Below are 21,183 nucleotides of genomic sequence, written 5' to 3' on the forward strand. Positions count from 1 at the left end.
AATACTCGACCGGTAAGCAAGCCAATTCCCTTATCTCCCGGTCGAATAATTCCTGGACTTGAGCCATGACTAAAGACTTGGGACACGTTTCCCCCGACGCAAAACGCCGCAACCTGCTGATTGGCGGAATCGCCGCAACGTTGACGACAACGGTGGCATCGGCTGCCGGCGAACAGTCAGGACCCGGCGCGGCGGTCGCGTACATGTCGTCCGCAAACCATACCGGTGACGTTATCCGCACCCGGGACGGAGTGAGCCTGTACTTCAAGGATTGGGGCGCGAAAGACGCTCCCGTCGTCACGCTGAGTCACGGTTGGCCGCTCAACTCGGATAGCTGGGAAAACCAGGCCTTCTTTCTGGCGTCGCACGGGTTTCGAGTCATCACACATGATCGCCGCGGACACGGCCGCTCGAGCCAACCGTGGGACGGCAACGACATGGACCACTACGCGGACGATCTCGCGACAGTCATCGACACCCTCGGCCTGCGCGAGATAGCCGTTATCGGGTTCTCGACCGGCGGGGGCGAGGTCGCGCGTTATGTGGGCCGGCACGGTACGTCACGCGTATCGAAGATCGGATTGATTTCAGCCGTGCCGCCGCTGATGGTTAAGACGCCCGGCAATCCGACAGGTGTACCTATTGAATCGTTCGATAGCGTTCGGGCTGCGATGATCGCCAACCGCTCGCAATTGTTCAAGGACATTCCCGCCGGTCCGTTCTACGGCTTTAACCGGCCGGGCGCCAAGGTGTCGCAAGGTCTGATCGACGCGTGGTGGCGTCAGGGAATGAGCGGTGGTTTCAAGAACGTCTACGAATCGGTCAAAGCCTATTCCGAAACTGATTTCACGGCGGATCTGCTGAAGTTCGACCGACCGACACTGATCATTCACGGCGACGACGACCAGGTCGTTCCCGTGGATGTTGGAGCCCGTTCGAGCAAGAAACTCGTGCCTCACGCGATCCTGAAGATTTATCCCGGCGCGCCGCATGGATTGACTGATACCCACAAGGACCAGCTCAATCAGGACCTGTTGTCTTTCCTGCGAAGCTAGTTTGCGGAAAGCGTGATTCAAAGCAACCAAGGAGTGAGCCGTGACAAAAGACGATATCCGCAAACACGCTTTTTCGATGCCGCTGCACAATCCGGCATACCCGCGTCCGCCGTTCCGGTTCGTCGACCGGGAGTACTTCATTATTTCCTACGAGACGGATATCGAGGCGCTAAGAGCCGTCGTTCCCGAACCTTTGAAGGTCGATAACGCGATCGTTCATTACGAGTTCATTCGTATGCCGGATTCGTCGGGGTTTGGCGACTATACGGAGAGCGGTCAGGTCATCTCGGTTCTGGACGAGCAGGGCAGAAAGGCGAACTACACGCACTCGATGTATCTGGACGACGAAGGTCCGATCGCCGGCGGCCGGGAAATCTGGGGCTTTCCCAAGAAGCTCGCTTCGCCGCGGCTTTCGATTGATGGAAAAGACACCTTGCTCGGAACGCTCGACTACGGCACGCAGCGAATTGCCACCGGCACGATGGGCTATAAGTATCGTCCGCTCGACGCCGCTGCCGAGCAACACAAGCTCGCCGACACACCCAACTATCTGCTCAAGGTAATACCGCACGTCGACGGCTCGGTTCGAATATGCGAACTCGTCCGCTTCTTTTTGCGCGACGTTCAGGTAACCGGCGCTTGGGAAGGGCCGGCTGCGCTCGAGCTTCATCCCCACGCGCTGGCTTCGGTCGCGGACCTGCCCGTTCGCAAGGTAATCGGCGCGCGTCACGTCGTCGCCAATCTCACACTCGATGTGGGCGAGGTGGCGCACGACTACCTTGCCTCCGTCGATCCGATGAAACTCGTAGTGAACCAATAACTCTCCCGGAGGATATATGGCATTGAAAGACAAAGTGGCGCTCGTCACGGGCGCGGCGAGCGGAATTGGCGAGCAATGCGCACGCAAGCTGGCCGAGGACGGAGCGACGGTCGTCGTAGCGGATCTGAATCTCCCGAGCGCAACGAAAGTGGCGGAAGACATCGTCCGCAGCGGTGGCCGCGCGGTTGCTCTCTCCATGGATGTGACGAACGAAGAGGTGGTCAATGCGGGCATTGCCGATACGGTAAGCCGATTCGGCAGCATCGACGTATTGGTGTCGAACGCCGGTATTCAGATCATCAACCGGATCGAGGACTACTCGTTCTCCGACTGGAAAAAGATGATAGCTATTCATCTCGATGGCGCATTCCTCACTACTAAGGCAGCGGTGAAGCATATGTACGCATCGGGTAAAGGCGGCGCCGTGATCTACATGGGTTCCGTGCATTCGCACGAGGCATCGCAACTTAAGTCGGCTTATGTGACGGCCAAGCATGGGCTGCTTGGGCTTGCACGTGTTGTCGCGAAGGAAGGCGGCCCGCACGGCGTGCGCGCGAATGTCGTGTGCCCTGGTTTCGTCAGAACGCCGCTGGTGGACAAGCAGATTCCTGAGCAGGCGAAAGTGCTGGGAATTTCAGAGGCGGAGGTCGTGAAAAACGTGATGCTGAAGGACACGGTGGACGGCGAGTTTACGTTGCTCGCCGATGTCGCCAATACGGTCGCGTTTCTCGCCGGCTTCGAATCGAATGCGCTGACCGGCCAGTCCGTCGTGGTGAGCCACGGCTGGTTCATGCAGTAAGGGGATAACCGTGAGATCGAGTCAGCGCAAAGAGTTGCAGCAGCCGTCTCCTTTCAGGCTGCCCCGGTACGATGAAATCGGACTTGTGCTCCAGGGTGGCGGAGCCCTGGGTTCGTATCAGGCCGGCGTATACGAAGGGATTGCCGAAGTGGGTATTGAGCCCACCCGGATCTCCGGCATATCGATCGGCGCGTTGAACACCGCGGTGATTGCGGGGAACGCGCCGGAAGACCGGGTGGAGGCGCTACGCGGATTCTGGAACACGATAAGTCAACCCGCGGATGTTTTCTCGCATGTCCGTTCCCTGCTGCCCGTCTATCCGGGCTGTGAAGACATGGCGCGCAAGTGGTCGAGCGCGTGGGCGGCAACGCGCACGCTGGTCGAGGGACAGCAGGGATTTTTCTCGCCGCGTATGCGCACGCTTGCGGCCGATCTCGTGAAGAGGCGTCCCGACGAAGTCAGCTATTACGACACCACTGCGTTGCGTGAAACGCTGATGAAGTACGCCGACTTCGACCGGATCAACGATGGAGGCATCCGCGTTTCGGTCGGCGCTGTCAACGTACGGAATGGCAATCTCGTGTACTTCGACAACTCGACGATGCGACTGAAGCCGGAGCACTTCATCGCGTCCGGCTCGCTGCCGCCAGGGTTTCCCGCCGTCGAGATCGATGGAGAGTTTTACTGGGACGGAGGGCTCGTCTCCAATACGCCGCTGACGGAAATTATCAGGGAGAGTCAGCACAGAGACACGCTCGTTCTGCAGGTCGATTTGTGGAGTTCGCGCGGCAAGTTGCCAGGTGATTTTCTCGACGTCAACGAACGCGTCAAGGACATTCAGTATTCAAGCCGTACGCGGGCCGTCACCGCCTTCATGGCGCAGAACCAGAAGCACGCTCAATTGATCAAGGCACTGCTCGAACATATCCCCGATTCCGTGCGCCGCGATCATGCGGTCATTCAGGAAGCGCAGAAGACGGCGGATGGCAGCGCGGTGAATGTGGTGCACCTGATCTACAAGAACAAGTCGTTCGAAGGGCACTATAAGGACTACGAGTTCAGCAAGGACACAATGAAGGAGCACTGGGCGAGTGGATTAGACGACATTCGCAATTCCTTCTGTCATCCCGAGTGGTTCGATATTCCCAGCCGTGAAGTCGGCTTTATCAGTCACGACGTGCATCGATACAGGCCGGGTGCGAAATCGTGACGCGGCCAATCCAGTGCGGCTCGCTCGACGCGGGCCTGATCGCGCTTCTCGAGTTGCGCGCATCGCAAATCAACGGTTGTTTGCTGTGCGTTCAGCACGGCCTGCGCCTCGCGCTGCAAGCTGCCGTCGCCGCATCGAAGATCGAGCATATCGGAAGCTGGCGGCGCGCCGATGTTTTCTGTCATGCGGAGAAGGCCGCGTTGGCCTGGACTGAACATCTTTCGGGTGTCAGCGAACAATCGGCGTCCGATGAAATCTGGTCGCGCATGCGGAAGTACTTCAACGAGACGCAAATCTCAGAGCTGTTCAGGTACTGGAGCAGCAGCGCATTGTGGTCGACCGGCGAGGTCATCCGTTGTTGCACCGCCGGTATCGCGGTCAATTCCGCTGTTCCCTGGCACGTCCAATAGCACCCGGCCGTTCCCGGGTCAGGAGGCAACGTGTTTTCCCATGAACTCATCGCGCAATACGGCGCGCTCGTCGTATTCCTGAGTGTGCTTGGCGCGTCACTCGGTCTGCCTGTGCCCGCTATGCCAACGTTGATTACCGTCGGCGCCAGCATCACGATTGCAACCGGTGCTCAGCAATCGGCAGTGTCGCATTTCGCGTCGACGTTAGGGGCTGCCGCGTTGGGCGGAGTGCTTGGCGATCTCGTCTGGTATGAAGGCGGAAGACGATTCGGCGAACGCACGCTTCGAACGGTTTGTCTCTTATCGTCGTCGCGTGATAGTTGTGTGAGAAAAACCGAGCGGTTCTTTGGGCGCTGGGGCGTGCGAGTTCTGATCGTCGCCCGTTTCGTCCCCGGCCTGTCGCTCGTTGCAGTGCCGTTGTGCGGGGCAATGGCGGTGAGGTTGCGGTACTTCATCGCCTGCGATTGCGCCGGAGTGGCCTTGTGGGCTTCCATCGCGCTCGCTATTGGCGGAGCGTTCGCCGCGCAGATCGACCTGTTATTCGCGGTGATTTCGCATCTCGGCTGGCGGGCATTGGGTATCGTCGCAAGTGCACTCGCGCTGTATTGCTGCTATCGCTATTGCCGGCATCTCATGTTGTCGAAAGCGCTCGAAACGTCGCGGATCGATGCAGTGGAGTTGCACGGTTTGCTAACCGACGAACCGCGGCCGGTCATCTTCGACATTCGTTCTCCCGAGAGGCGGACGCTCGATCCGTTCGTCATTCCGGGCGCCGTATTCGCCGACGAACGCAAATGCAGCGAGATAGTACGGGCGTACGACGCGAACCGGACGTTCGTCATTTACTGCTCGTGCCCGGGAGAAGTGTCCGCCGCATGGATGGCCGGCCGTTTGCGGCGCGCCGGAATCAGACTTGCGTTGCCGCTGACCGGAGGCATCGACGCATGGCGCGATGCCGGTTTCAACGTTGCCCCGGTGACAGCAGCCGGCGGCGAGCGCCGTGCGCAGTAAAGATTGGCGGAGGTGCCGGATTTCATGACGGTATACTGATCGGCGCGAATGATCGCGCGGGCGTATGTGCGCGGTTTGGTCATGCGTTTCTGCCACGGAAACGCAATAGATCCCATGTACTGTGCACAAGGACCGCTCCATGGACGACACCAGCGTTTTTGACAAGCTACGCCCGCGTTTGCAGGGCATTGCATATCGGATGCTGAGTTCGGTCGCAGAAGCGGAAGACGTGGTGCAGGACGTTTGGTTGCGCTGGCATTCGACCACACGGGAGACCATCGAGAACGCGGAAGCGTGGCTTGTCGCCGTGACGACGCGGATCTCCATCGACCGTTTGCGCGCCGCGAAAATCCAGCGCGAGCATTACACCGGCATCTGGCTTCCTGAGCCGCACGTTACCGACTATCCCGCAACGCCGGAGCAGGCGAAGGAGCGCGCTGACGATGTGTCCGTCGCGTTTCTGATGCTGCTCGAACGGCTGAGCCCGGAAGCGCGTGCGGCCTTCCTGCTGCGCGAAGTATTCGATGCCGACTACGATGAAATAGCAAAAGCCATCGGCAAGAGCGAAGCGGCCTGCCGGCAACTGGTGAGCCGCGCGAAGGCGCAGTTGCGCGACGATCGTCCGCGCTACGTCGTGTCGCGGGAGACGCATCATCGGTTGCTGCAGACTTTTGCGCACGCTTTGCAGCGCGGCGATTTTGCGGCGATCAATTCAATGCTGGCCGAAGATGCCGTGCTCATGGGCGATGGCGGCGGCCGGGTGCAGAGCTTTCCAAAACCGATGGTGGGCGGCCGGCGCATCGCGCAGCTTTTTTATGCGGCTGCGCTTCGCTACAAAAGCGGACTGCGCGTCGAACTCATCGTCCTCAACAGCCAGGCGGCACTGTTGCGCTTTTTCGACGGCGCACTCGAATCGGCGCAGACGTACGAGACGGATGGCGAGCGCATTGTGCGCATTCAGGTGCAGCGAAATCCCGACAAGCTGGCGCGCATCGCGGCCAGATTCGACGGCCGATGATTCGCGACCCCGCCAGGTCTGGACAACGTCCATACGATTAATTGCAATAGCAGCGAAATCGATGCCGCAACATTGCTGAGTGGGAAGCGCGCCCGCCATCGCGCGACTGAAACTTGCGGGCGGACTGGCAGATTGTCTATCCCAGCGGATTCGTGAGCCGGATTTGTCACAGACGGCCGGGTTAAAACGTCTTGTCGAGTACGAAACCTTTAAATCGTGCCCGCCCATGTCCGACGATCATTCCGCCCGCCCCTTGACCGACAATTCGCTCGCGAGCAGCTTTGCCACGAGTTACGCCGGTGTCGTTTCGTTTCTCGCCGTGGCCAATGAAGGCAGCTTTGCCAAGGCGGGTGACCGCCTCGGCATTGGCCGCTCCGCCGTCAGCCGAAACGTGCAAAAGCTCGAAGCGCAGCTCGATGCGCGGCTTTTTCTGCGCACCACGCGCAGCACGTCGCTGACCCGCGAAGGCGAACTTTTTTATCAGAACTGTCATCCGGGCGTCGAACGCATCGTGCAGGCGCTCGAGGACATGCGCGAATTGCGTAACGGACCGCCGCGCGGACATCTGCGTATCTGCTCGACACCCGGATTCGGCCGCAAGATCGTCGCGCCGCTGCTGCGCGGTTTTCGCTCGCGGTATCCGGACATAGCGCTCGAACTGTTGCTGAACGATCGTCCTGCCGACTTCATCGCGGATCGCGTCGATGTCGGGTTTCGCGACGGGCGCATGGAAGACAGCGAGGTCGTGGCAAAGCAACTGATACCCATGCAGATGATCGTCTGCGCGTCGCCCCAGTACGCGAAAAAACATGGGGTGCCGCGTCATGTCGACGATCTCGCCCAGCATCGGTGCATCAACTTCCGCAGTGCGTCGGGGCGCGTAAGCGATTGGGAGTTCAAGGTCGACGGACTCATACAAAAGCAGTTGCCGCGAGCGCAGCACACCTTCAACGACATGGACCTCATCGTGCAGGCCGTGCTCGACGGCGAGGGCATCGCTCAATTGCCGGCCTATCAGGTCTGCGATCTGTTGCGGAAAGAGCGCCTGGTTTCCTGCCTCGCCCAATATGCGCCGGACGACCGCGGTCACTATGTCTGTTATCTCAGCCGCAAGCATTTGCCCGCCAGAATCCGCGTGTTCATCGACTACATGGCGGAACAAACGCGCGCGCTCGACCTGCAATGCCTGAGCACCATGATGGCGGTGCCGGCGCTCTGATTGGTGCTTTGGAGGCAACACGGTGCGTCGCCGCACAAGCCTTCCCGACGGGCGGCCGCGCACCTACGATGCACTCATACGCTGACGGCGCATCCACGCCGGTCCGGCGCACTACCTACAGAGTCGCGAACTCACGCGCATGGTTCGACTGGTTGCGAGCCTCGGCGTGAGCCAACGGCTGTCGGACATACATGATGAGCCCTTTGCATCCGCCGCCCCTCACGCTGCTCGATAAGTACTTCGGGCCAGATTTTCAGTCACTGTATTCGACGACCGTGACCGCCACGGGCGGCGAGGCGGGTCATGGCCGGGCATCCGGCGTAGTCCAGTCGGACGACGGCCAACTCCACCTCGACTTGCGCCTGCCCGCAGCGCTCGGCGGCCCGGGCGGCGGGACGAATCCCGAGCAGTTGTTTGCCGCCGCCTATGCCGCATGCTTTCACGGCGCGTTGAACCTGCTCGCCGCCAAGGCGGAGATAGCGATCGTCGACGCGAAGGTGGAAGTGACGGTCGATTTCGGGCGGGACCCCGTCGATGGCCTGTTCAGGCTGATTGCGCAGGTCCGCATTCATTTGCCGGGCGTTGAGCCGGCCATTGCGGAAGCACTCGTGCGCGACACCGAACGTTTCTGTCCGTACGCGAAGATGGCGCGCGAGGGGATCGTGAGCGTCGTCGCACTCGCGCGGCCGGACAGCGCGCCAAAGCGGTAAGCCGGCAGCGTCAGCCCGCAGCCATGAGACTCTAAAGCCAGAGGCGAAGCATTGTGCAGGCGATCGCCGCTGCAAGTCGCAGGAGAACCGGAGATGTGTGGACCCGACCCCTGGTCGCAAATTATCGGACGGCTGAGCGCGCATTGGCATGAGACTGCATCGGCGGTTTGCGAGGCGTCGGGGCGCCGCAACCGACGCAGCCGCCCGATGGCTGCGCATGCGGTGTTCAACGGCCGCCTGCCTACGATTCGAAGCATCGAATGGCAAACCGACACGACGGTGCTCGTTTCGTGGAGCGACGCCACGCGCGGCAGCTATCTCGATCAGACCTGGCGCGCCGGCTATGCGCGCGTCAGAGGTGTTTGCGCGCTGAGCGGCATGTCCGTCAAGCGGGGCGATGTGGTGTTCCGGCCGTTCCACCGCGGCACCGCACCGCCGTCGAATGCGCTCGAGATGATCCTGGCTTCGGTGCTGACGGGGTATGCGGAGAGGCTGCTTGTGCTGGGGTGATGTGTGCCGCGATCGGCGCTGCATCGTTCGATCCCGGCCCCAACGGCGGCACTAAACCTTGCCGGGTGCCGCCGATACAGGTATCGACACTACCACCCAACTCCCTGTTTTTTATCGCTTTTTTGCATGGTTGCGCGGCCCACGGCGTGACTTCGCGTGGCATAATCGACCGACACAGTCAGCCCGCAGTCATTACTACCCCCGCATACCATGGCACAGACTCTCTACGACAAATTGTGGAACACGCACGTGATCCACACGGAAGAAGACGGCACGACGATTCTCTATATCGACCGTCACCTGCTGCACGAAGTCACCAGCCCACAAGCGTTCGAAGGCCTGAAGCTGGCCGAGCGTCCGGTGTGGCGCATCAGCGCGAATCTGGCCGTGTCGGATCACAACGTGCCGACCACCGACCGTAGCCACGGCATCGCCGATCCGGTTTCGAAGCTGCAGGTCGACACGCTCGACTCGAACTGCGACGCCTACGGCATCACGCAGTTCAAGATGAACGACCTGCGCCAGGGCATCGTCCATATCATCGGGCCGGAGCAGGGCGCCACGCTGCCGGGCATGACGATCGTGTGCGGCGACTCGCACACGTCCACGCACGGCGCGTTCGGCGCGCTCGCGCACGGCATCGGCACGTCGGAAGTGGAACACGTGCTCGCCACGCAAACGCTCTTGCAGAAGAAAAGCAAGAACATGCTGGTCAAGGTCGAAGGACCGCTGCCGCGCGGCTGCACGGCGAAAGACATCGTGCTCGCGATCATCGGCAAGATCGGCACGGCGGGCGGCACGGGCTACGCCATCGAATTCGGCGGCTCGACCATTCGCGCGCTCTCCATGGAAGGCCGCATGACGGTCTGCAACATGGCGATCGAAGCAGGCGCGCGCGCCGGCATGGTCGCTGTGGACGACACCACGATCGAATACCTGAAAGGCCGTCCGTTCTCGCCCGAAGGCGCGGAGTGGGACATCGCAGTCGATTACTGGAAGCAGTTCAAGTCCGACGAAGGCGCGCAGTTCGACCGCGTGGTCGAACTGAACGCGGCCGATATCGTGCCGCAAGTCACGTGGGGCACGTCGCCGGAAATGGTCACCGCCGTGGACGGCCGCGTGCCCGATCCCGAGCGCGAGAAGGACCCGGGCAAGCGCGAGGCGATGGAGCGCGCGCTCAAATACATGGCGCTCGAACCGAATGCGCCGATCGAGTCGATCAAGCCGGATAAAATCTTCATTGGGTCGTGTACCAACGCGCGCATTGAAGACATTCGCGCCGCGGCTTACGTCGTGAAGAAACTGGGCCGCCGCGTCGCGCCGAACATTCGCCTCGCGATGGTCGTGCCGGGCTCGGGTCTGGTGAAAGCGCAGGCCGAACGTGAAGGCCTCGACAAGGTGTTCACCGACGCCGGTTTCGAATGGCGCGAGCCGGGCTGCTCGATGTGCCTCGCGATGAACGCCGACCGGCTCGATCCGGGCGAGCGTTGCGCGTCCACGTCGAATCGTAATTTCGAAGGTCGTCAGGGCGCCGGTGGCCGTACCCATCTCGTGAGCCCCGCCATGGCCGCAGCCGCGGCTATCGAAGGGCATTTTGTCGATATTCGCAAGCTGGGATAAATCGCATGATGAAGAACATGAATCGCACTACTCTACTGCGCCGCTTCGCGCTCGGTACTCTGGCTGGGTTGCTGCTCGGCCTGACCGGCTGCAACACGGTGCACGGATTTGGGCAGGACATGTCGCACCTCGGCAATTCGATCAGCAATCACGCTGAGAAATAACCGGTTTTTGATTTTTTGCCGGCGACGCAGCGAGCGGCTTTCGTGCCGCCACGCGCATCGCCGGTCCTGAAACAGGCGCAAGCGTCATGGATAAATTCATCGTACACACCGGCGTCGTGGCGCCGCTCGATCGCGAGAACGTCGACACGGACGCGATTATTCCCAAGCAATTCCTCAAGTCGATCAAGCGCACCGGCTTCGGTCCGAACGCGTTCGACGAGTGGCGTTACCTCGACCACGGCGAGCCGGGTCAGGACAATTCGAAGCGTCCGCTGAATCCCGACTTCGTGCTGAACCAGCCGCGTTATCAAGGCGCGTCGGTGCTGCTCGCGCGCAAGAACTTCGGCTGCGGCAGCTCGCGCGAACACGCGCCGTGGGCGCTTCAGCAATACGGCTTCCGCGCGATCATCGCGCCGAGTTTCGCCGACATTTTCTATAACAACTGCTTCAAGAACGGCCTGTTGCCGATCGTGCTGACCGAGCAGCAAGTCGATCACCTGTTCAACGAGACGTATGCGTTCAACGGCTTTCAGTTGACCATCGACCTCGACAAGCAGGTCGTGCGCACGGCGGACGGCGGCACCGAGTATCCGTTCGAAGTGGCGGCATTCCGCAAATACTGTTTGCTGAACGGTTTCGACGACATCGGCCTCACGCTGCGTCACGCCGACAAGATCCGCCAGTTCGAAGCCGAACGCATCGCGAAGCAGCCGTGGCTCGCTCACCGCATCGTCGGATAAGACTCGAAGTCTCGAAGAAAATCACCAAGGAATTCGCATGAAGATCGCAGTGTTGCCGGGCGACGGCATCGGCCCCGAAATCGTCAAGGAGGCCGTCAAGGTTCTCAACGTGCTCGGCGAAAAGTTCGAACTGGAAGAAGCGCCGGTTGGCGGCGCGGGCTACGAGGCGAAGGGTCATCCGCTGCCCGATTCGACACTCGCGCTCGCGAAGGAAGCCGACGCGATCCTGTTCGGCGCCGTCGGCGACTGGAAATACGACAAGCTCGAGCGCGCGCTGCGCCCGGAGCAGGCCATTCTCGGCCTGCGCAAGCATCTGCAACTGTTCGCGAACTTCCGCCCGGCCATCTGCTATCCGCAGTTGACCGGCGCTTCGTCGCTGAAAGAAGAGATCGTTTCGGGTCTCGACATCCTGATCGTGCGCGAACTGAACGGCGACATTTACTTCGGCGCGCCGCGCGGCGTGCGTGAAGCGCCGGACGGTCTTTTTGCGGGCGCGAAGGAAGGCTTCGACACCATGCGTTATTCGGAGCCCGAAGTGCGCCGCATCGCGCACGTCGCGTTTCAGGCAGCGCAAAAGCGCGGCAAGAAGCTGACGTCGGTGGATAAAGCCAATGTGCTGGAAACGTCGCAGTTCTGGAAAGACGTGATGATCGACGTCTCCAAGGAATACGCGGACGTCGAGTTGTCGCACATGTATGTCGACAATGCCGCGATGCAGCTCGTGAAGGCGCCCAAGTCATTCGACGTGATCGTGACCGGCAACATGTTCGGCGACATTCTCTCCGACGAAGCCGCCATGCTCACGGGTTCGATCGGGATGCTGCCGTCGGCCTCGCTCGACAAGAACAACAAGGGCTTGTACGAGCCGTCGCACGGTTCCGCGCCGGACATCGCCGGCAAGGGCGTGGCGAATCCGCTCGCGACGATTCTGTCGGCTGCCATGATGCTGCGTTATTCGCTGAACAAGGCGGAGCAGGCCGACCGCATCGAAAACGCGGTCAAGAAGGTGCTCGAACAGGGCTACCGCACTGGCGACATTCTCACGCCGGGTTGCAAGCAGGTCGGCACGGTGGCGATGGGCGACGCAGTGGTCGCAGCACTGTAAAAGAGGCTCGTGCATGTGGGGCGTAGATGGCCGCGCCCCGCGTTCAAGTCGGCGGTAATCAGGTCGTTAAAATGATCTTTAATACGCGAATCGGCCTGCAACAGGCCGATTCGTGCGTGTAATACGGGCGGCAGCGACGGTTAGGGACGTCGCCGGATTCGGTTTTCGTGTATATTGTAGCGATGGCACAGATGGCTCAAATCTCCTCGATTTCGAAACTGCACGGCAAAACGGCCCGTGTGGTTGAGCTCGCCATTACCACCAAAGCGCTGATTAAAACGATTACCCCGAAAACGATCACGAAACGCTGATCGTCCGTCGTGCCCGCTCATCTTCCCCGCGCGGTCACTGCGGGCAAAGATGCGGGGAAGTTTCCACTCGAAGGGTATGAAGTCATGAACGTAGGTCTCGTAGGTTGGCGCGGCATGGTCGGCAGCGTCCTGATGCAGCGTATGCAGCAGGAAGGCGATTTCGACTTGATCGAACCGGTGTTTTTCAGCACCAGCAACGCGGGCGGCAACGCGCCGTCGTTCGCCAAAAACGAGACCAAGCTCAAAGATGCGACAAGCATTGACGACCTGAAGAAGTGCGAAGCAATCATCTCCTGCCAGGGCGGCGACTACACGAACGAAGTGTTCCCGAAGCTGCGCGCGGCCGGCTGGAACGGCTACTGGATCGACGCGGCTTCGTCGCTGCGCATGAAGGACGACGCGGTCATCATTCTCGATCCGGTTAATCTCGACGTGATCAAGAACGCGCTGGTCAAGGGCCAAAAGAATTTCATCGGCGGTAACTGCACGGTCAGCCTGATGCTGATGGCGCTCGGCGGCCTGTTCCGCGAAAACCTCGTCGACTGGATGACGGCCATGACGTATCAGGCCGCCTCCGGCGCGGGCGCGCAGAACATGCGCGAACTGCTGTCGCAAATGGGCACGCTGCACGGCGCGGTGAAGAACGAACTCGCGGACCCGGCTTCGGCGATTCTCGATATCGACCGTCGCGTGCTCGAAGCGATGAACAGCGACAGCATGCCGACCGATCACTTCGGCGTGCCGCTCGCCGGCTCGCTGATTCCGTGGATCGACAAGGATCTCGGCAACGGCATGTCGAAGGAAGAGTGGAAGGGCGGCGCCGAAACCAACAAGATTCTCGGCAAGCCGGCCATGGGCACGCCGGGTTCGATCCCGGTCGACGGCCTGTGCGTGCGGATCGGCGCGATGCGTTGCCACTCGCAGGCGCTGACCATCAAGCTGAACAAGGACGTGCCGCTTGACGAAGTGAACAGCATCCTCGCTTCGGGCAACGACTGGGTGAAGGTGGTGCCGAACGAACGCGAAGCGTCGATGCGCGATCTGTCGCCGGCAGTGGTGACGGGCACGCTGACGGTGCCGGTCGGCCGCGTACGCAAGCTGGCCATGGGCGGCGAATATCTGTCGGCATTTACTGTCGGCGATCAGCTGCTGTGGGGCGCGGCCGAGCCGCTGCGCCGCATGCTTCGCATTGTGCTCGACAAGTAAAGTAAACTACGCGCTCACGACGCGTAGAAAACTCAAGAAGCGTCGCGCTTGCGCGGCGCTTTTTTCATTTGTGTGCTCCGATTATCTTGTCTCTTTATAACCGCAAAAAAGGGCCGCGCGCTGACGCGCCAGGAGTCCCGATGAAACCTCGACTCTCTTCCCTTCGGGCCATGTTTGCGCGCCCACGTACCGGCCGCCTCGCGGCCACAGCCGCTTTGGCGTTGATGCTGACGGGCGCCGGTTTGGGCAGCGCGATGGCCGCGCCCGGCGACGCCGCGAGCGCGCCCGAAGGCGCCACGGCATCTGCGCCTCAAGCCGCGTCGGCCTCGTACTCGGCGGGTGGGCAATACACGGTCAAGCCGGGTCAGTCGCTGAACGATGTCGCGATTGCTGTCACCCAATCACACGACCGCGCCACGCTCGCACGCGCGGCACGCGCTGTCTTCGACGCGAACCCGAACGCCTTCATGGGCCACGATCCGAGCCGGATGCGTCTGGGGGCGGTGCTGACGGTGCCGCCGCTGGACGCGTCGGGCGCAGTGGTTGCGGCGGCGGGTGCAACGCCAACTGCAGCCGCTTCGGGGCCGGCGGCTGGCAGCGGGTCGTCGTCGAATGCTTCGGTCGCGGCGGCCGCGAGCGGCGCCGCGCAAGGCAATGCGGCGGCGAGTGCGGCGGCGAGTGCGGCGGCGAGCGCGCCAGGGGCGGAAACTCCCGCGACGCAGGCTGCGCCGTCGGCAGCGCCTGCGGTTCAGGCCAACGCCAATGCGGCATCGGACGCGGGTTCGGCAGCGTCGGCCGGGGCCGGCGCCGCGTCGTCGGAGGCTGCTGCTGGTGCGCAGCCGACGTCCGCCGCGAGCGGCACGCATGTGTGGGCGGGGTCCGTGCAGCCGTCAGCGAGCGAAGCCGCCAGCGCGGGCACGGGTGCATCGCAGCCGCGCGCGCAGGTGTCGAGCTTGCAGCAACTGCTCGCGCTCAAGAATCGCGTGCTGATGGAGTTGCAGAAGCATGGCATCGGCGGCTCGCCCGCGGCGCCGGCTGTGCAGTCGTCGGCGAGCGGCGTGCAACCGGCGGCGGGCGCATCGGCCCCGGCTGTCGTGTCGGGTCATCCGGGCGCTGCTGTGTCGACGTCGAACCAGGCCGGCCTTTCGCAGACGAACCTCGCCGTGGGCGCGGCGGTCGGCGCGGCGCTGGTCGTGCTGCTGACTGCGTTGCGGCTCGGTCGGCGCAAGCGCGAGCGTTTGGCCGACGCGCAGCGAGCGGAGGCGTCGGAGGCATCCGAGAAGGCTGCGGCGGCCAATGACGCCGCGCCGGTAGTTCCGGCTGCTATTCCCGTTGACATCGCCAAACGCGACGAATCCCACGAACCCAACGCCGAAGACGCCGCGACCGCGCGCCACGCCGCAACGATGGCCGAGACGGAGCGCGAAGCGGCTGAAGGCGACGCCGCCGCACGCGAAATGTCGGAGCGCATCGCGGCCGAGCGCGAGGCCGAAATCCGCACCGCAACCGCACGCGAGGCAGAGGCGAGCGAAGCGGCGGAGCAGGCGGCTGCGCAAGGCGCGGTGGAGCGCGAAGCGGCAGAACGCGCGATAGCCGACGAGGCTGCGCATGACCGCGTCGCGGCTGAACAGGACCTCGACGCAGCACGCCTCGCGGCCGAGCGTTCGACAGCGGAACACGCCGTAACTGGCGCTAGCGCCAGCGAGGAAACCGCAGCCCAGCAAGCCGCAGCAGACGAGGCAACCGCAAGGCAAGCCCAACTCGCGTCGGAGCAGCCCGCGGCTGAACGCGTAGCGGCGCACGAGCCGGCATCGGAACAGGCAGATCGATCGGCGCCTCATGAACCATCGGCGGCTTTCGAACCGCACTCGCCGGAACAACCCGCTGCCTTCGACCAAAGCGACCTCGCATCGGAAGAACATCGCCACAACATCGACGACGCGACGACAGCCGCGAGCCTCGCCGCCGCCGCCGAACTAGGCGCCGACGCGTTGCCGCGAGCGCCGCTTCAGCCGTTCAACGAGGCGTGGGAACCCGAGCCGCTATCGCATCGTCTGGAATGGGATGACGAGCCGTTGCCGCCCGAGCCGATGGAGCCGTCAATCCCGGAAGCGCCGACCACGAGCGCCCAAGTCGATCACGACCAGCCGCGCGCGCCCGCATCGGCGGAATTCCCGCGCGACGCGCTCACCGCGTTCGGCAGCCTCGATATGCCGTTGCCGCCGCGCGTGGGGTCGGCAGCCGACACCGTGAGCGCACCGCAGTCGCTAAGCAGCCAGCCCGTGGCGTCGCCGGAAGCCACCGCGCGTCAAGCGGTGCCGCCGCCCAACGCCGAACAGGCGCCGCATGCCGCCGACGAAATCGCGGCCGGCACGGCCGGACGTGGCGCCGTAGCGGGTCTCGGCGCGGGCACCTTGGGCGCGGCCGGTTTCGGCGCGCTGAAGCTCGACTTCGACCTGGAACTCCCGCCGAGCCCCGCGCAGCCGCTGCCCGCATTCACGCCGGCGGATCTTGCCCGCATCGCGCGAAACAAGCTCGATCTGGCCGCCGAGTACATCGAGCTGGGCGATCTTGCCGGCGCGCGCACGCTGATCAACGAAGTGATCGAAGCCAACGATCCGGCCACGCGCAACGATGCCCGCGCGTTGCTCTCGACGCTCGCTCCGTTGTCGTGAAGCGCATTGCTTTAGGCATTCAGTACGACGGATCGGCGTTCTGCGGATGGCAGTCGCAGCCGCATGGCAACACGGTTCAGGACGAACTGGAACGGGCGCTGCGCGAGTTCGCACAGACGCCTGTGCATACCGTCGTCGCGGGCAGGACGGATACGGGCGTGCATGGCCTCGGCCAGGTCGTGCACTTCGATACCGAACTCGAGCGGGCCGACGTCTCATGGGTCCGCGGCACGAATACGTTTTTGCCCAAGACGATTTCCGTGCAATGGGCCAAGCCGATGCCCGAGGCGTTCCACGCGCGGTTTTCCGCGTTCGAGCGCACTTATTACTATCTGCTGTACGTGCATCCGGTGCGTTCGCCGATGCTGGCGGCGCGGGCGGGTTGGGTGCACACGCCGCTCGACATTGAAGCGATGCGGGCGGCGGCGGCTCATCTGATCGGCGAGCACGACTTTTCGGCGTTCCGCTCGTCGCAATGCCAGGCGAAGACGCCGATCAAGCATCTGCATCAGATCGACATCGAACAGCACGGCGACTTCGTGCATTTCCGTTTCCGGGCTAACGCGTTTTTGCATCACATGGTGCGCAACCTGATGGGATGCCTGGTGTATATCGGCAAGAGGCGTCGTCCGGTCGAATGGATGGCCGAGGTGCTCGCGAGCCGCGATCGCGAGTCGGCGGCGCCGACCTTCATGCCGGACGGGTTGTATCTCGCGCAGGTGGGCTATCCTGAGCACTTCGAGGTGCCCGCGCCGCAGACCGGCAGCGTGCCGTGGAGCACCGTATGGAACGAGCAGGCACACACATGAGTTCGACCGAAAACCTCGCAACAGCAGCGTCAGAGTCAGATACGGGCGCCGCACAGCAAGCCGTGCCCCGGCGCACGCGCATCAAGCTGTGCGGCCTGTCGAATCCGGCCGACGTCAACCACGCGATCGAATTGGGCGCGGACGCCATCGGCCTCGTGTTCTATCCGCCGAGTCCGCGCTCGGTGAGCGTCGCGCAGGCTGTCGAAATCATGCAGGGTGTGCCGCCGTTCGTGTCGGTAGTCGGCTTGTTCGTGAATCCGTCGCCGGAATGGGTGCGTGAAGTGGTCAGTAACGTCGGGCTCTCGCTGTTGCAGTTTCACGGCGACGAGACCGCCGAGCAGTGCGAATCGCTCGCCGGCATTGCGGGTTTGCCTTGGTTGCGCGCGCTGCGCGTTGCGGCGGATACTCGACCGGCCGATTTGGTAGAATCGGCTCTCAACTATTCAGGCGCCAATGGCTTTCTGTTCGACACTCACGTCGAAGGCTATGGCGGCGGCGGGAAGGTTTTCGATTGGTCACTTATTCCAGCAGAGCTCGCGCGTCGGGCCGTTTTGAGTGGTGGGTTGAACGCGCAAAACGTCAGTGATGCGATCCATCGCGTGCGCCCGTACGCGGTCGATGTCTCGAGCGGCATCGAAGTGCCGGGCGCCAAGGGCGTGAAAGATCACGCCCGGATGGCGGCGTTCGTACGCGCAGTGCGCGCGGCGGACGCCGGATGATTCCGCGGCGCGGCGCTCCAAAGAGCTCGCCGCGCGCCACGAAAAGAGTGATCCACATGTATAACTTGCCTGACGAAAGAGGCCATTTCGGCCAGTTTGGCGGCGTGTTCGTCGCCGAAACGCTGGTTCACGCGCTCGACGAGCTGCGCGCAGCCTACGAAAAATTCCAGAAAGATCCTGAGTTTGTCGCCGAGTACGAGCGCGAGCTGAAGTACTTCGTCGGCCGGCCTTCGCCGATTTATCACGCGCAGCGCTGGAGCGAGATGCTCGGCGGCGCGCAGATTTTTCTGAAGCGCGAAGACCTGAACCACACCGGCGCACACAAGATCAACAACGTGATTGGCCAGGCGCTGCTCGCGAAGCGCATGGGCAAACCGCGCGTGATCGCCGAAACCGGCGCCGGGCAGCACGGTGTTGCCACCGCGACCATCGCCGCGCGCTTCGGCATGGAGTGCATCGTCTACATGGGCGCCGAAGACGTGCGCCGCCAGGCCGCCAACGTCTACCGCATGAAACTGCTGGGCGCGACCGTGGTGCCGGTCGAGTCGGGCTCGCGCACGCTGAAAGACGCGCTGAACGAGGCCATGCGCGACTGGGTGACCAACGTCGAAAACACGTTCTACATCATCGGTACGGTGGCGGGGCCGCATCCTTATCCGATGATGGTGCGCGACTTCCAGCGCGTGATCGGCGACGAGTGCAAGGTGCAAATGCCCGAGCTCATCGGGCGGCAGCCTGACGCGGTAATTGCGTGCGTCGGCGGCGGTTCGAACGCGATGGGCATCTTTTATCCGTATATCGACGACACTTCGGTGCAGTTGATCGGCGTCGAAGCGGCCGGCGACGGCATCGAGTCCGGTCGTCACGCCGCTTCGCTGATCGGCGGCAGCCCCGGCGTGCTGCACGGCAATCGCACGTATCTGCTGCAGGACGAGAACGGCCAGATCATCGAGACGCATTCGGTGTCCGCCGGCCTCGACTATCCGGGCGTCGGGCCCGAGCACGCGTGGCTAAAAGAGAGCAACCGCGCGCAATACGTCGGCATCACCGACGAAGAAGCGCTCAAGGCGTTCCACGACTGCTGCCGCATCGAGGGCATTATTCCGGCGCTGGAGTCGAGTCACGCGCTGGCTTACGCCACCAAGCTCGCGCCGACGCTGGCCAAAGACAAGCACCTGCTGGTGAACCTGTCCGGCCGCGGCGATAAGGACATGCACACGGTCGCGGAGCGATCGGGCATCCAGTTCTGAGCGCCGCCACGATGCGCGACGAGTTCGACGAGCCGCAGCCGGCGACCAGTGAAACGACGCCGGCCGGCGAGCTTCTGGCGCCCGAGGCGCCTGCGCTGCTGTTGCCGCAGGTGCCCGCGGGCATCCAGTTGTTGAACCGCGATTTTCTGACCGATGTAGCGAATATTCCCGACGCGTCGATCGACCTGATTCTTTGCGACCCGCCATATGGGCTCGGCAAGGACTACGGCAACGACTCCGACATGCGCACCGGCGACGACTTCCTCGCCTGGACGCGTGGCTGGCTCGAGCTTGCTATCCCGAAGCTCAAGCCGTCGGGCTCGCTCTACATCTTCTGCACCTGGCAGTACGCGCCGGAAATCTTCAGCTTCCTGAAGACAAAGCTCACGATGATCAACGAAATCATCTGGGACCGGCGCGTGCCGAGCATGGGCGGAACGACGCGCCGATTCACCTCGGTGCACGACAACATCGGTTTCTTCGCGGTGTCGAAAGATTATTACTTCGACCTCGATCCCGTCCGCATCCCGTACGATGCCGTCACGAAGAAGGCGCGTTCGCGTAAATTGTTCGAAGGCAGTAAGTGGCTGGAGCTTGGCTATAATCCAAAGGACGTCTGGTCTGTATCGAGGCTGCATCGGCAACACGCCGAACGCGTCGATCATCCCACGCAAAAGCCTTTGGAGATTGTCGAGCGAATGGTGCTGGCCAGTTGTCCGAAGGGCGGCCGCGTGCTCGACCCTTTCATGGGCAGCGGCACCACCGCAGTCGCTTGCGCCCGCCAGCAGCGCGAATTCGTCGGCTATGAGATCAATGAAAGTTACTGCGCGATAGCGCGGGAACGCGTCAGCGCGGCTGCTGCCGCGCCCGCCGCGCGTCGGCCGGCCAAAGCCAAAACGCAACGGCAAGCCGAAGTGCAATAACCCGACGCGCAGCGCAGTAGCTCAATCGAGAACAACTCCATGTCCCGTATCAAGAACACGTTCGCCGCACTGTCCGAGCAGGGCAAAAAAGGCCTGATTCCTTTCATGACGGCCGGCGACCCCGACCCGGCCCGCACGGTCGAATTCATGCATGCGCTCGCCGCCGGCGGCGCGGATGTCATCGAACTCGGTGTGCCGTTTTCCGATCCGATGGCGGACGGTCCTGTGATCCAGCAATCGTCCGAGCGGGCACTCGCACACGGCGTGTCGCTGCGCCATGTGATCGCCGATGTGAAACGCTTTCGCGAAACCAACGACACGACGCCGGTCGTGCTGATGGGCTACGCCAATCCGATCGAGCGCATGGGCACCGAAGCCTTCGCGCAGGCGGCGAAGGAAGCCGGCGTCGACGGCGTGCTGGTGGTCGACTATCCGCCCGAAGAATGCGCTAACTTCGCCGAAAAAATGCGTTCGGCGGGGATCGATCCGATCTTTTTGCTGGCGCCCACGTCGACTGACGAGCGCATCGCCGAAGTCGGCAAGATCGCGAGCGGTTACGTCTATTACGTGTCGCTGAAAGGCGTGACCGGAGCGGCAAATCTGGACGTTTCCAGCATCGCGAGTAAAATCCCGGCGATCAAGTCGCGCGTGCCCCTACCGGTGGGCGTCGGTTTTGGCATCCGTGACGCGGAAACGGCGCGTCTCGTGGGCGAAGTTTCCGATGCCGTCGTGATCGGTAGCCGTATCGTGCAATTGCTCGAGCAGGCGGCCCCCGAAACCGCTGCCGAGACGCTCACGCGTTTCATCGCAGAGGTGCGCGAGGCGCTCGATAGCGTCGCGACTGCCCGATAACAGTGATTTTGTCGTCTGTAGTGTGAGCGGCGGGTTTGTCCCGCCGT

21 protein-coding genes are annotated in these 21,183 nt (G+C 62.6%); all 21 read left to right on the forward strand.

What is annotated here, in order from left to right; genetic code table 11:
• Positions 1-65: 65 nt before the first annotated feature.
• Positions 66-1,055 carry an alpha/beta fold hydrolase gene (locus tag CUJ91_RS30735; RefSeq protein WP_114157916.1) on the forward strand — a complete coding sequence of 330 codons (990 nt, stop codon included), beginning with the start codon at positions 66-68 and terminating at the stop codon, positions 1,053-1,055.
• A gap of 40 nt (positions 1,056-1,095) precedes the next feature.
• Positions 1,096-1,875: an acetoacetate decarboxylase gene (locus CUJ91_RS30740; RefSeq protein WP_114157917.1), complete on the forward strand. Its 780-nt coding sequence runs from the start codon at positions 1,096-1,098 to the stop codon at positions 1,873-1,875.
• A gap of 16 nt (positions 1,876-1,891) precedes the next feature.
• Positions 1,892-2,674 carry a 3-hydroxybutyrate dehydrogenase gene (locus CUJ91_RS30745; RefSeq protein ID WP_114157918.1) on the forward strand — a complete coding sequence of 261 codons (783 nt, stop codon included), beginning with the start codon at positions 1,892-1,894 and terminating at the stop codon, positions 2,672-2,674.
• A 10-nt stretch (positions 2,675-2,684) separates the two neighbouring features.
• Positions 2,685-3,884 carry a DUF3734 domain-containing protein gene (locus CUJ91_RS30750; RefSeq protein ID WP_114157919.1) on the forward strand — a complete coding sequence of 400 codons (1,200 nt, stop codon included), beginning with the start codon at positions 2,685-2,687 and terminating at the stop codon, positions 3,882-3,884.
• Positions 3,881-4,294, forward strand: coding sequence for a carboxymuconolactone decarboxylase family protein (locus tag CUJ91_RS30755; protein WP_161966603.1), 414 nt, complete (start codon positions 3,881-3,883; stop codon positions 4,292-4,294). Before CUJ91_RS30750 ends, CUJ91_RS30755 begins: the two co-directional genes overlap by 4 nt.
• Positions 4,295-4,324: 30 nt before the next feature.
• Complete coding sequence (locus CUJ91_RS30760; protein ID WP_114157921.1) at positions 4,325-5,305, forward strand: DedA family protein/thiosulfate sulfurtransferase GlpE; 981 nt, start codon at positions 4,325-4,327, stop codon at positions 5,303-5,305.
• Between the two features lie 139 nt (positions 5,306-5,444).
• Positions 5,445-6,323 carry an RNA polymerase sigma-70 factor gene (locus CUJ91_RS30765; protein WP_053859698.1) on the forward strand — a complete coding sequence of 293 codons (879 nt, stop codon included), beginning with the start codon at positions 5,445-5,447 and terminating at the stop codon, positions 6,321-6,323.
• A gap of 226 nt (positions 6,324-6,549) precedes the next feature.
• Positions 6,550-7,542 carry a LysR family transcriptional regulator gene (locus CUJ91_RS30770; RefSeq protein WP_029971854.1) on the forward strand — a complete coding sequence of 331 codons (993 nt, stop codon included), beginning with the start codon at positions 6,550-6,552 and terminating at the stop codon, positions 7,540-7,542.
• Between the two features lie 194 nt (positions 7,543-7,736).
• Positions 7,737-8,252, forward strand: coding sequence for an Ohr family peroxiredoxin (locus CUJ91_RS30775; RefSeq protein ID WP_167450698.1), 516 nt, complete (start codon positions 7,737-7,739; stop codon positions 8,250-8,252).
• Between the two features lie 207 nt (positions 8,253-8,459).
• Positions 8,460-8,762 (forward strand): DUF3331 domain-containing protein, encoded by a 303-nt coding sequence (locus tag CUJ91_RS30780; protein ID WP_244231048.1) that lies wholly within the window; start codon positions 8,460-8,462, stop codon positions 8,760-8,762.
• Between the two features lie 210 nt (positions 8,763-8,972).
• Entirely contained in the window at positions 8,973-10,382 is a 1,410-nt protein-coding gene (gene leuC, locus CUJ91_RS30785) for a 3-isopropylmalate dehydratase large subunit (RefSeq protein WP_053859696.1), read from the forward strand.
• Positions 10,383-10,387: 5 nt separating this feature from the next.
• The gene (locus CUJ91_RS30790; RefSeq protein WP_029971411.1) at positions 10,388-10,546 is read left to right on the forward strand and encodes an entericidin A/B family lipoprotein; all 159 of its coding nucleotides are present in this window, start codon (positions 10,388-10,390) and stop codon (positions 10,544-10,546) included.
• Between the two features lie 86 nt (positions 10,547-10,632).
• On the forward strand, positions 10,633-11,286 hold the full coding sequence (gene leuD / locus CUJ91_RS30795; protein ID WP_006047596.1) for a 3-isopropylmalate dehydratase small subunit: 654 nt from the start codon (positions 10,633-10,635) through the stop codon (positions 11,284-11,286).
• Between the two features lie 37 nt (positions 11,287-11,323).
• Positions 11,324-12,391 carry a 3-isopropylmalate dehydrogenase gene (leuB, locus tag CUJ91_RS30800; protein WP_029971412.1) on the forward strand — a complete coding sequence of 356 codons (1,068 nt, stop codon included), beginning with the start codon at positions 11,324-11,326 and terminating at the stop codon, positions 12,389-12,391.
• 395 nt (positions 12,392-12,786) lie between these two features.
• Positions 12,787-13,908, forward strand: coding sequence for an aspartate-semialdehyde dehydrogenase (gene asd / locus CUJ91_RS30805; protein WP_053859695.1), 1,122 nt, complete (start codon positions 12,787-12,789; stop codon positions 13,906-13,908).
• A 140-nt stretch (positions 13,909-14,048) separates the two neighbouring features.
• The gene (locus tag CUJ91_RS30810) at positions 14,049-16,583 is read left to right on the forward strand and encodes a FimV C-terminal domain-containing protein (protein WP_114157923.1); all 2,535 of its coding nucleotides are present in this window, start codon (positions 14,049-14,051) and stop codon (positions 16,581-16,583) included.
• On the forward strand, positions 16,580-17,392 hold the full coding sequence (truA, locus tag CUJ91_RS30815; protein WP_006047600.1) for a tRNA pseudouridine(38-40) synthase TruA: 813 nt from the start codon (positions 16,580-16,582) through the stop codon (positions 17,390-17,392). Before CUJ91_RS30810 ends, truA begins: the two co-directional genes overlap by 4 nt.
• Positions 17,389-18,111: a phosphoribosylanthranilate isomerase gene (locus CUJ91_RS30820; protein WP_208716170.1), complete on the forward strand. Its 723-nt coding sequence runs from the start codon at positions 17,389-17,391 to the stop codon at positions 18,109-18,111. Before truA ends, CUJ91_RS30820 begins: the two co-directional genes overlap by 4 nt.
• 56 nt (positions 18,112-18,167) lie before the next feature.
• Positions 18,168-19,361 (forward strand): tryptophan synthase subunit beta, encoded by a 1,194-nt coding sequence (gene trpB / locus CUJ91_RS30825; RefSeq protein ID WP_029971417.1) that lies wholly within the window; start codon positions 18,168-18,170, stop codon positions 19,359-19,361.
• Between the two features lie 11 nt (positions 19,362-19,372).
• Positions 19,373-20,284 (forward strand): DNA-methyltransferase, encoded by a 912-nt coding sequence (locus tag CUJ91_RS30830; RefSeq protein WP_053859692.1) that lies wholly within the window; start codon positions 19,373-19,375, stop codon positions 20,282-20,284.
• 39 nt (positions 20,285-20,323) lie between these two features.
• Complete coding sequence (gene trpA / locus CUJ91_RS30835) at positions 20,324-21,136, forward strand: tryptophan synthase subunit alpha (protein WP_107710454.1); 813 nt, start codon at positions 20,324-20,326, stop codon at positions 21,134-21,136.
• Positions 21,137-21,183: the final 47 nt, after the last annotated feature.

It is taken from the genome of Paraburkholderia graminis, from assembly GCF_003330785.1.
In the GTDB taxonomy this organism is placed as follows: Bacteria; Pseudomonadota; Gammaproteobacteria; order Burkholderiales; family Burkholderiaceae; genus Paraburkholderia; species Paraburkholderia graminis.

Coding starts and splice junctions, on each gene's coding strand:
- leuD (WP_006047596.1), top strand. CDS start 10,633: ATGGATAAATTCATCGTACACACCGGCGTCGTGGCGCCGCTCGATCGC.
- CUJ91_RS30820 (WP_208716170.1), top strand. CDS start 17,389: ATGAGTTCGACCGAAAACCTCGCAACAGCAGCGTCAGAGTCAGATACG.
- CUJ91_RS30770 (WP_029971854.1), top strand. CDS start 6,550: ATGTCCGACGATCATTCCGCCCGCCCCTTGACCGACAATTCGCTCGCG.
- leuB (WP_029971412.1), top strand. CDS start 11,324: ATGAAGATCGCAGTGTTGCCGGGCGACGGCATCGGCCCCGAAATCGTC.
- CUJ91_RS30810 (WP_114157923.1), top strand. CDS start 14,049: ATGAAACCTCGACTCTCTTCCCTTCGGGCCATGTTTGCGCGCCCACGT.
- CUJ91_RS30830 (WP_053859692.1), top strand. CDS start 19,373: ATGCGCGACGAGTTCGACGAGCCGCAGCCGGCGACCAGTGAAACGACG.
- CUJ91_RS30765 (WP_053859698.1), top strand. CDS start 5,445: ATGGACGACACCAGCGTTTTTGACAAGCTACGCCCGCGTTTGCAGGGC.
- leuC (WP_053859696.1), top strand. CDS start 8,973: ATGGCACAGACTCTCTACGACAAATTGTGGAACACGCACGTGATCCAC.
- CUJ91_RS30775 (WP_167450698.1), top strand. CDS start 7,737: ATGAGCCCTTTGCATCCGCCGCCCCTCACGCTGCTCGATAAGTACTTC.
- CUJ91_RS30790 (WP_029971411.1), top strand. CDS start 10,388: ATGATGAAGAACATGAATCGCACTACTCTACTGCGCCGCTTCGCGCTC.
- trpB (WP_029971417.1), top strand. CDS start 18,168: ATGTATAACTTGCCTGACGAAAGAGGCCATTTCGGCCAGTTTGGCGGC.
- asd (WP_053859695.1), top strand. CDS start 12,787: ATGAACGTAGGTCTCGTAGGTTGGCGCGGCATGGTCGGCAGCGTCCTG.
- CUJ91_RS30780 (WP_244231048.1), top strand. CDS start 8,460: ATGGCTGCGCATGCGGTGTTCAACGGCCGCCTGCCTACGATTCGAAGC.
- CUJ91_RS30745 (WP_114157918.1), top strand. CDS start 1,892: ATGGCATTGAAAGACAAAGTGGCGCTCGTCACGGGCGCGGCGAGCGGA.
- trpA (WP_107710454.1), top strand. CDS start 20,324: ATGTCCCGTATCAAGAACACGTTCGCCGCACTGTCCGAGCAGGGCAAA.
- CUJ91_RS30735 (WP_114157916.1), top strand. CDS start 66: ATGACTAAAGACTTGGGACACGTTTCCCCCGACGCAAAACGCCGCAAC.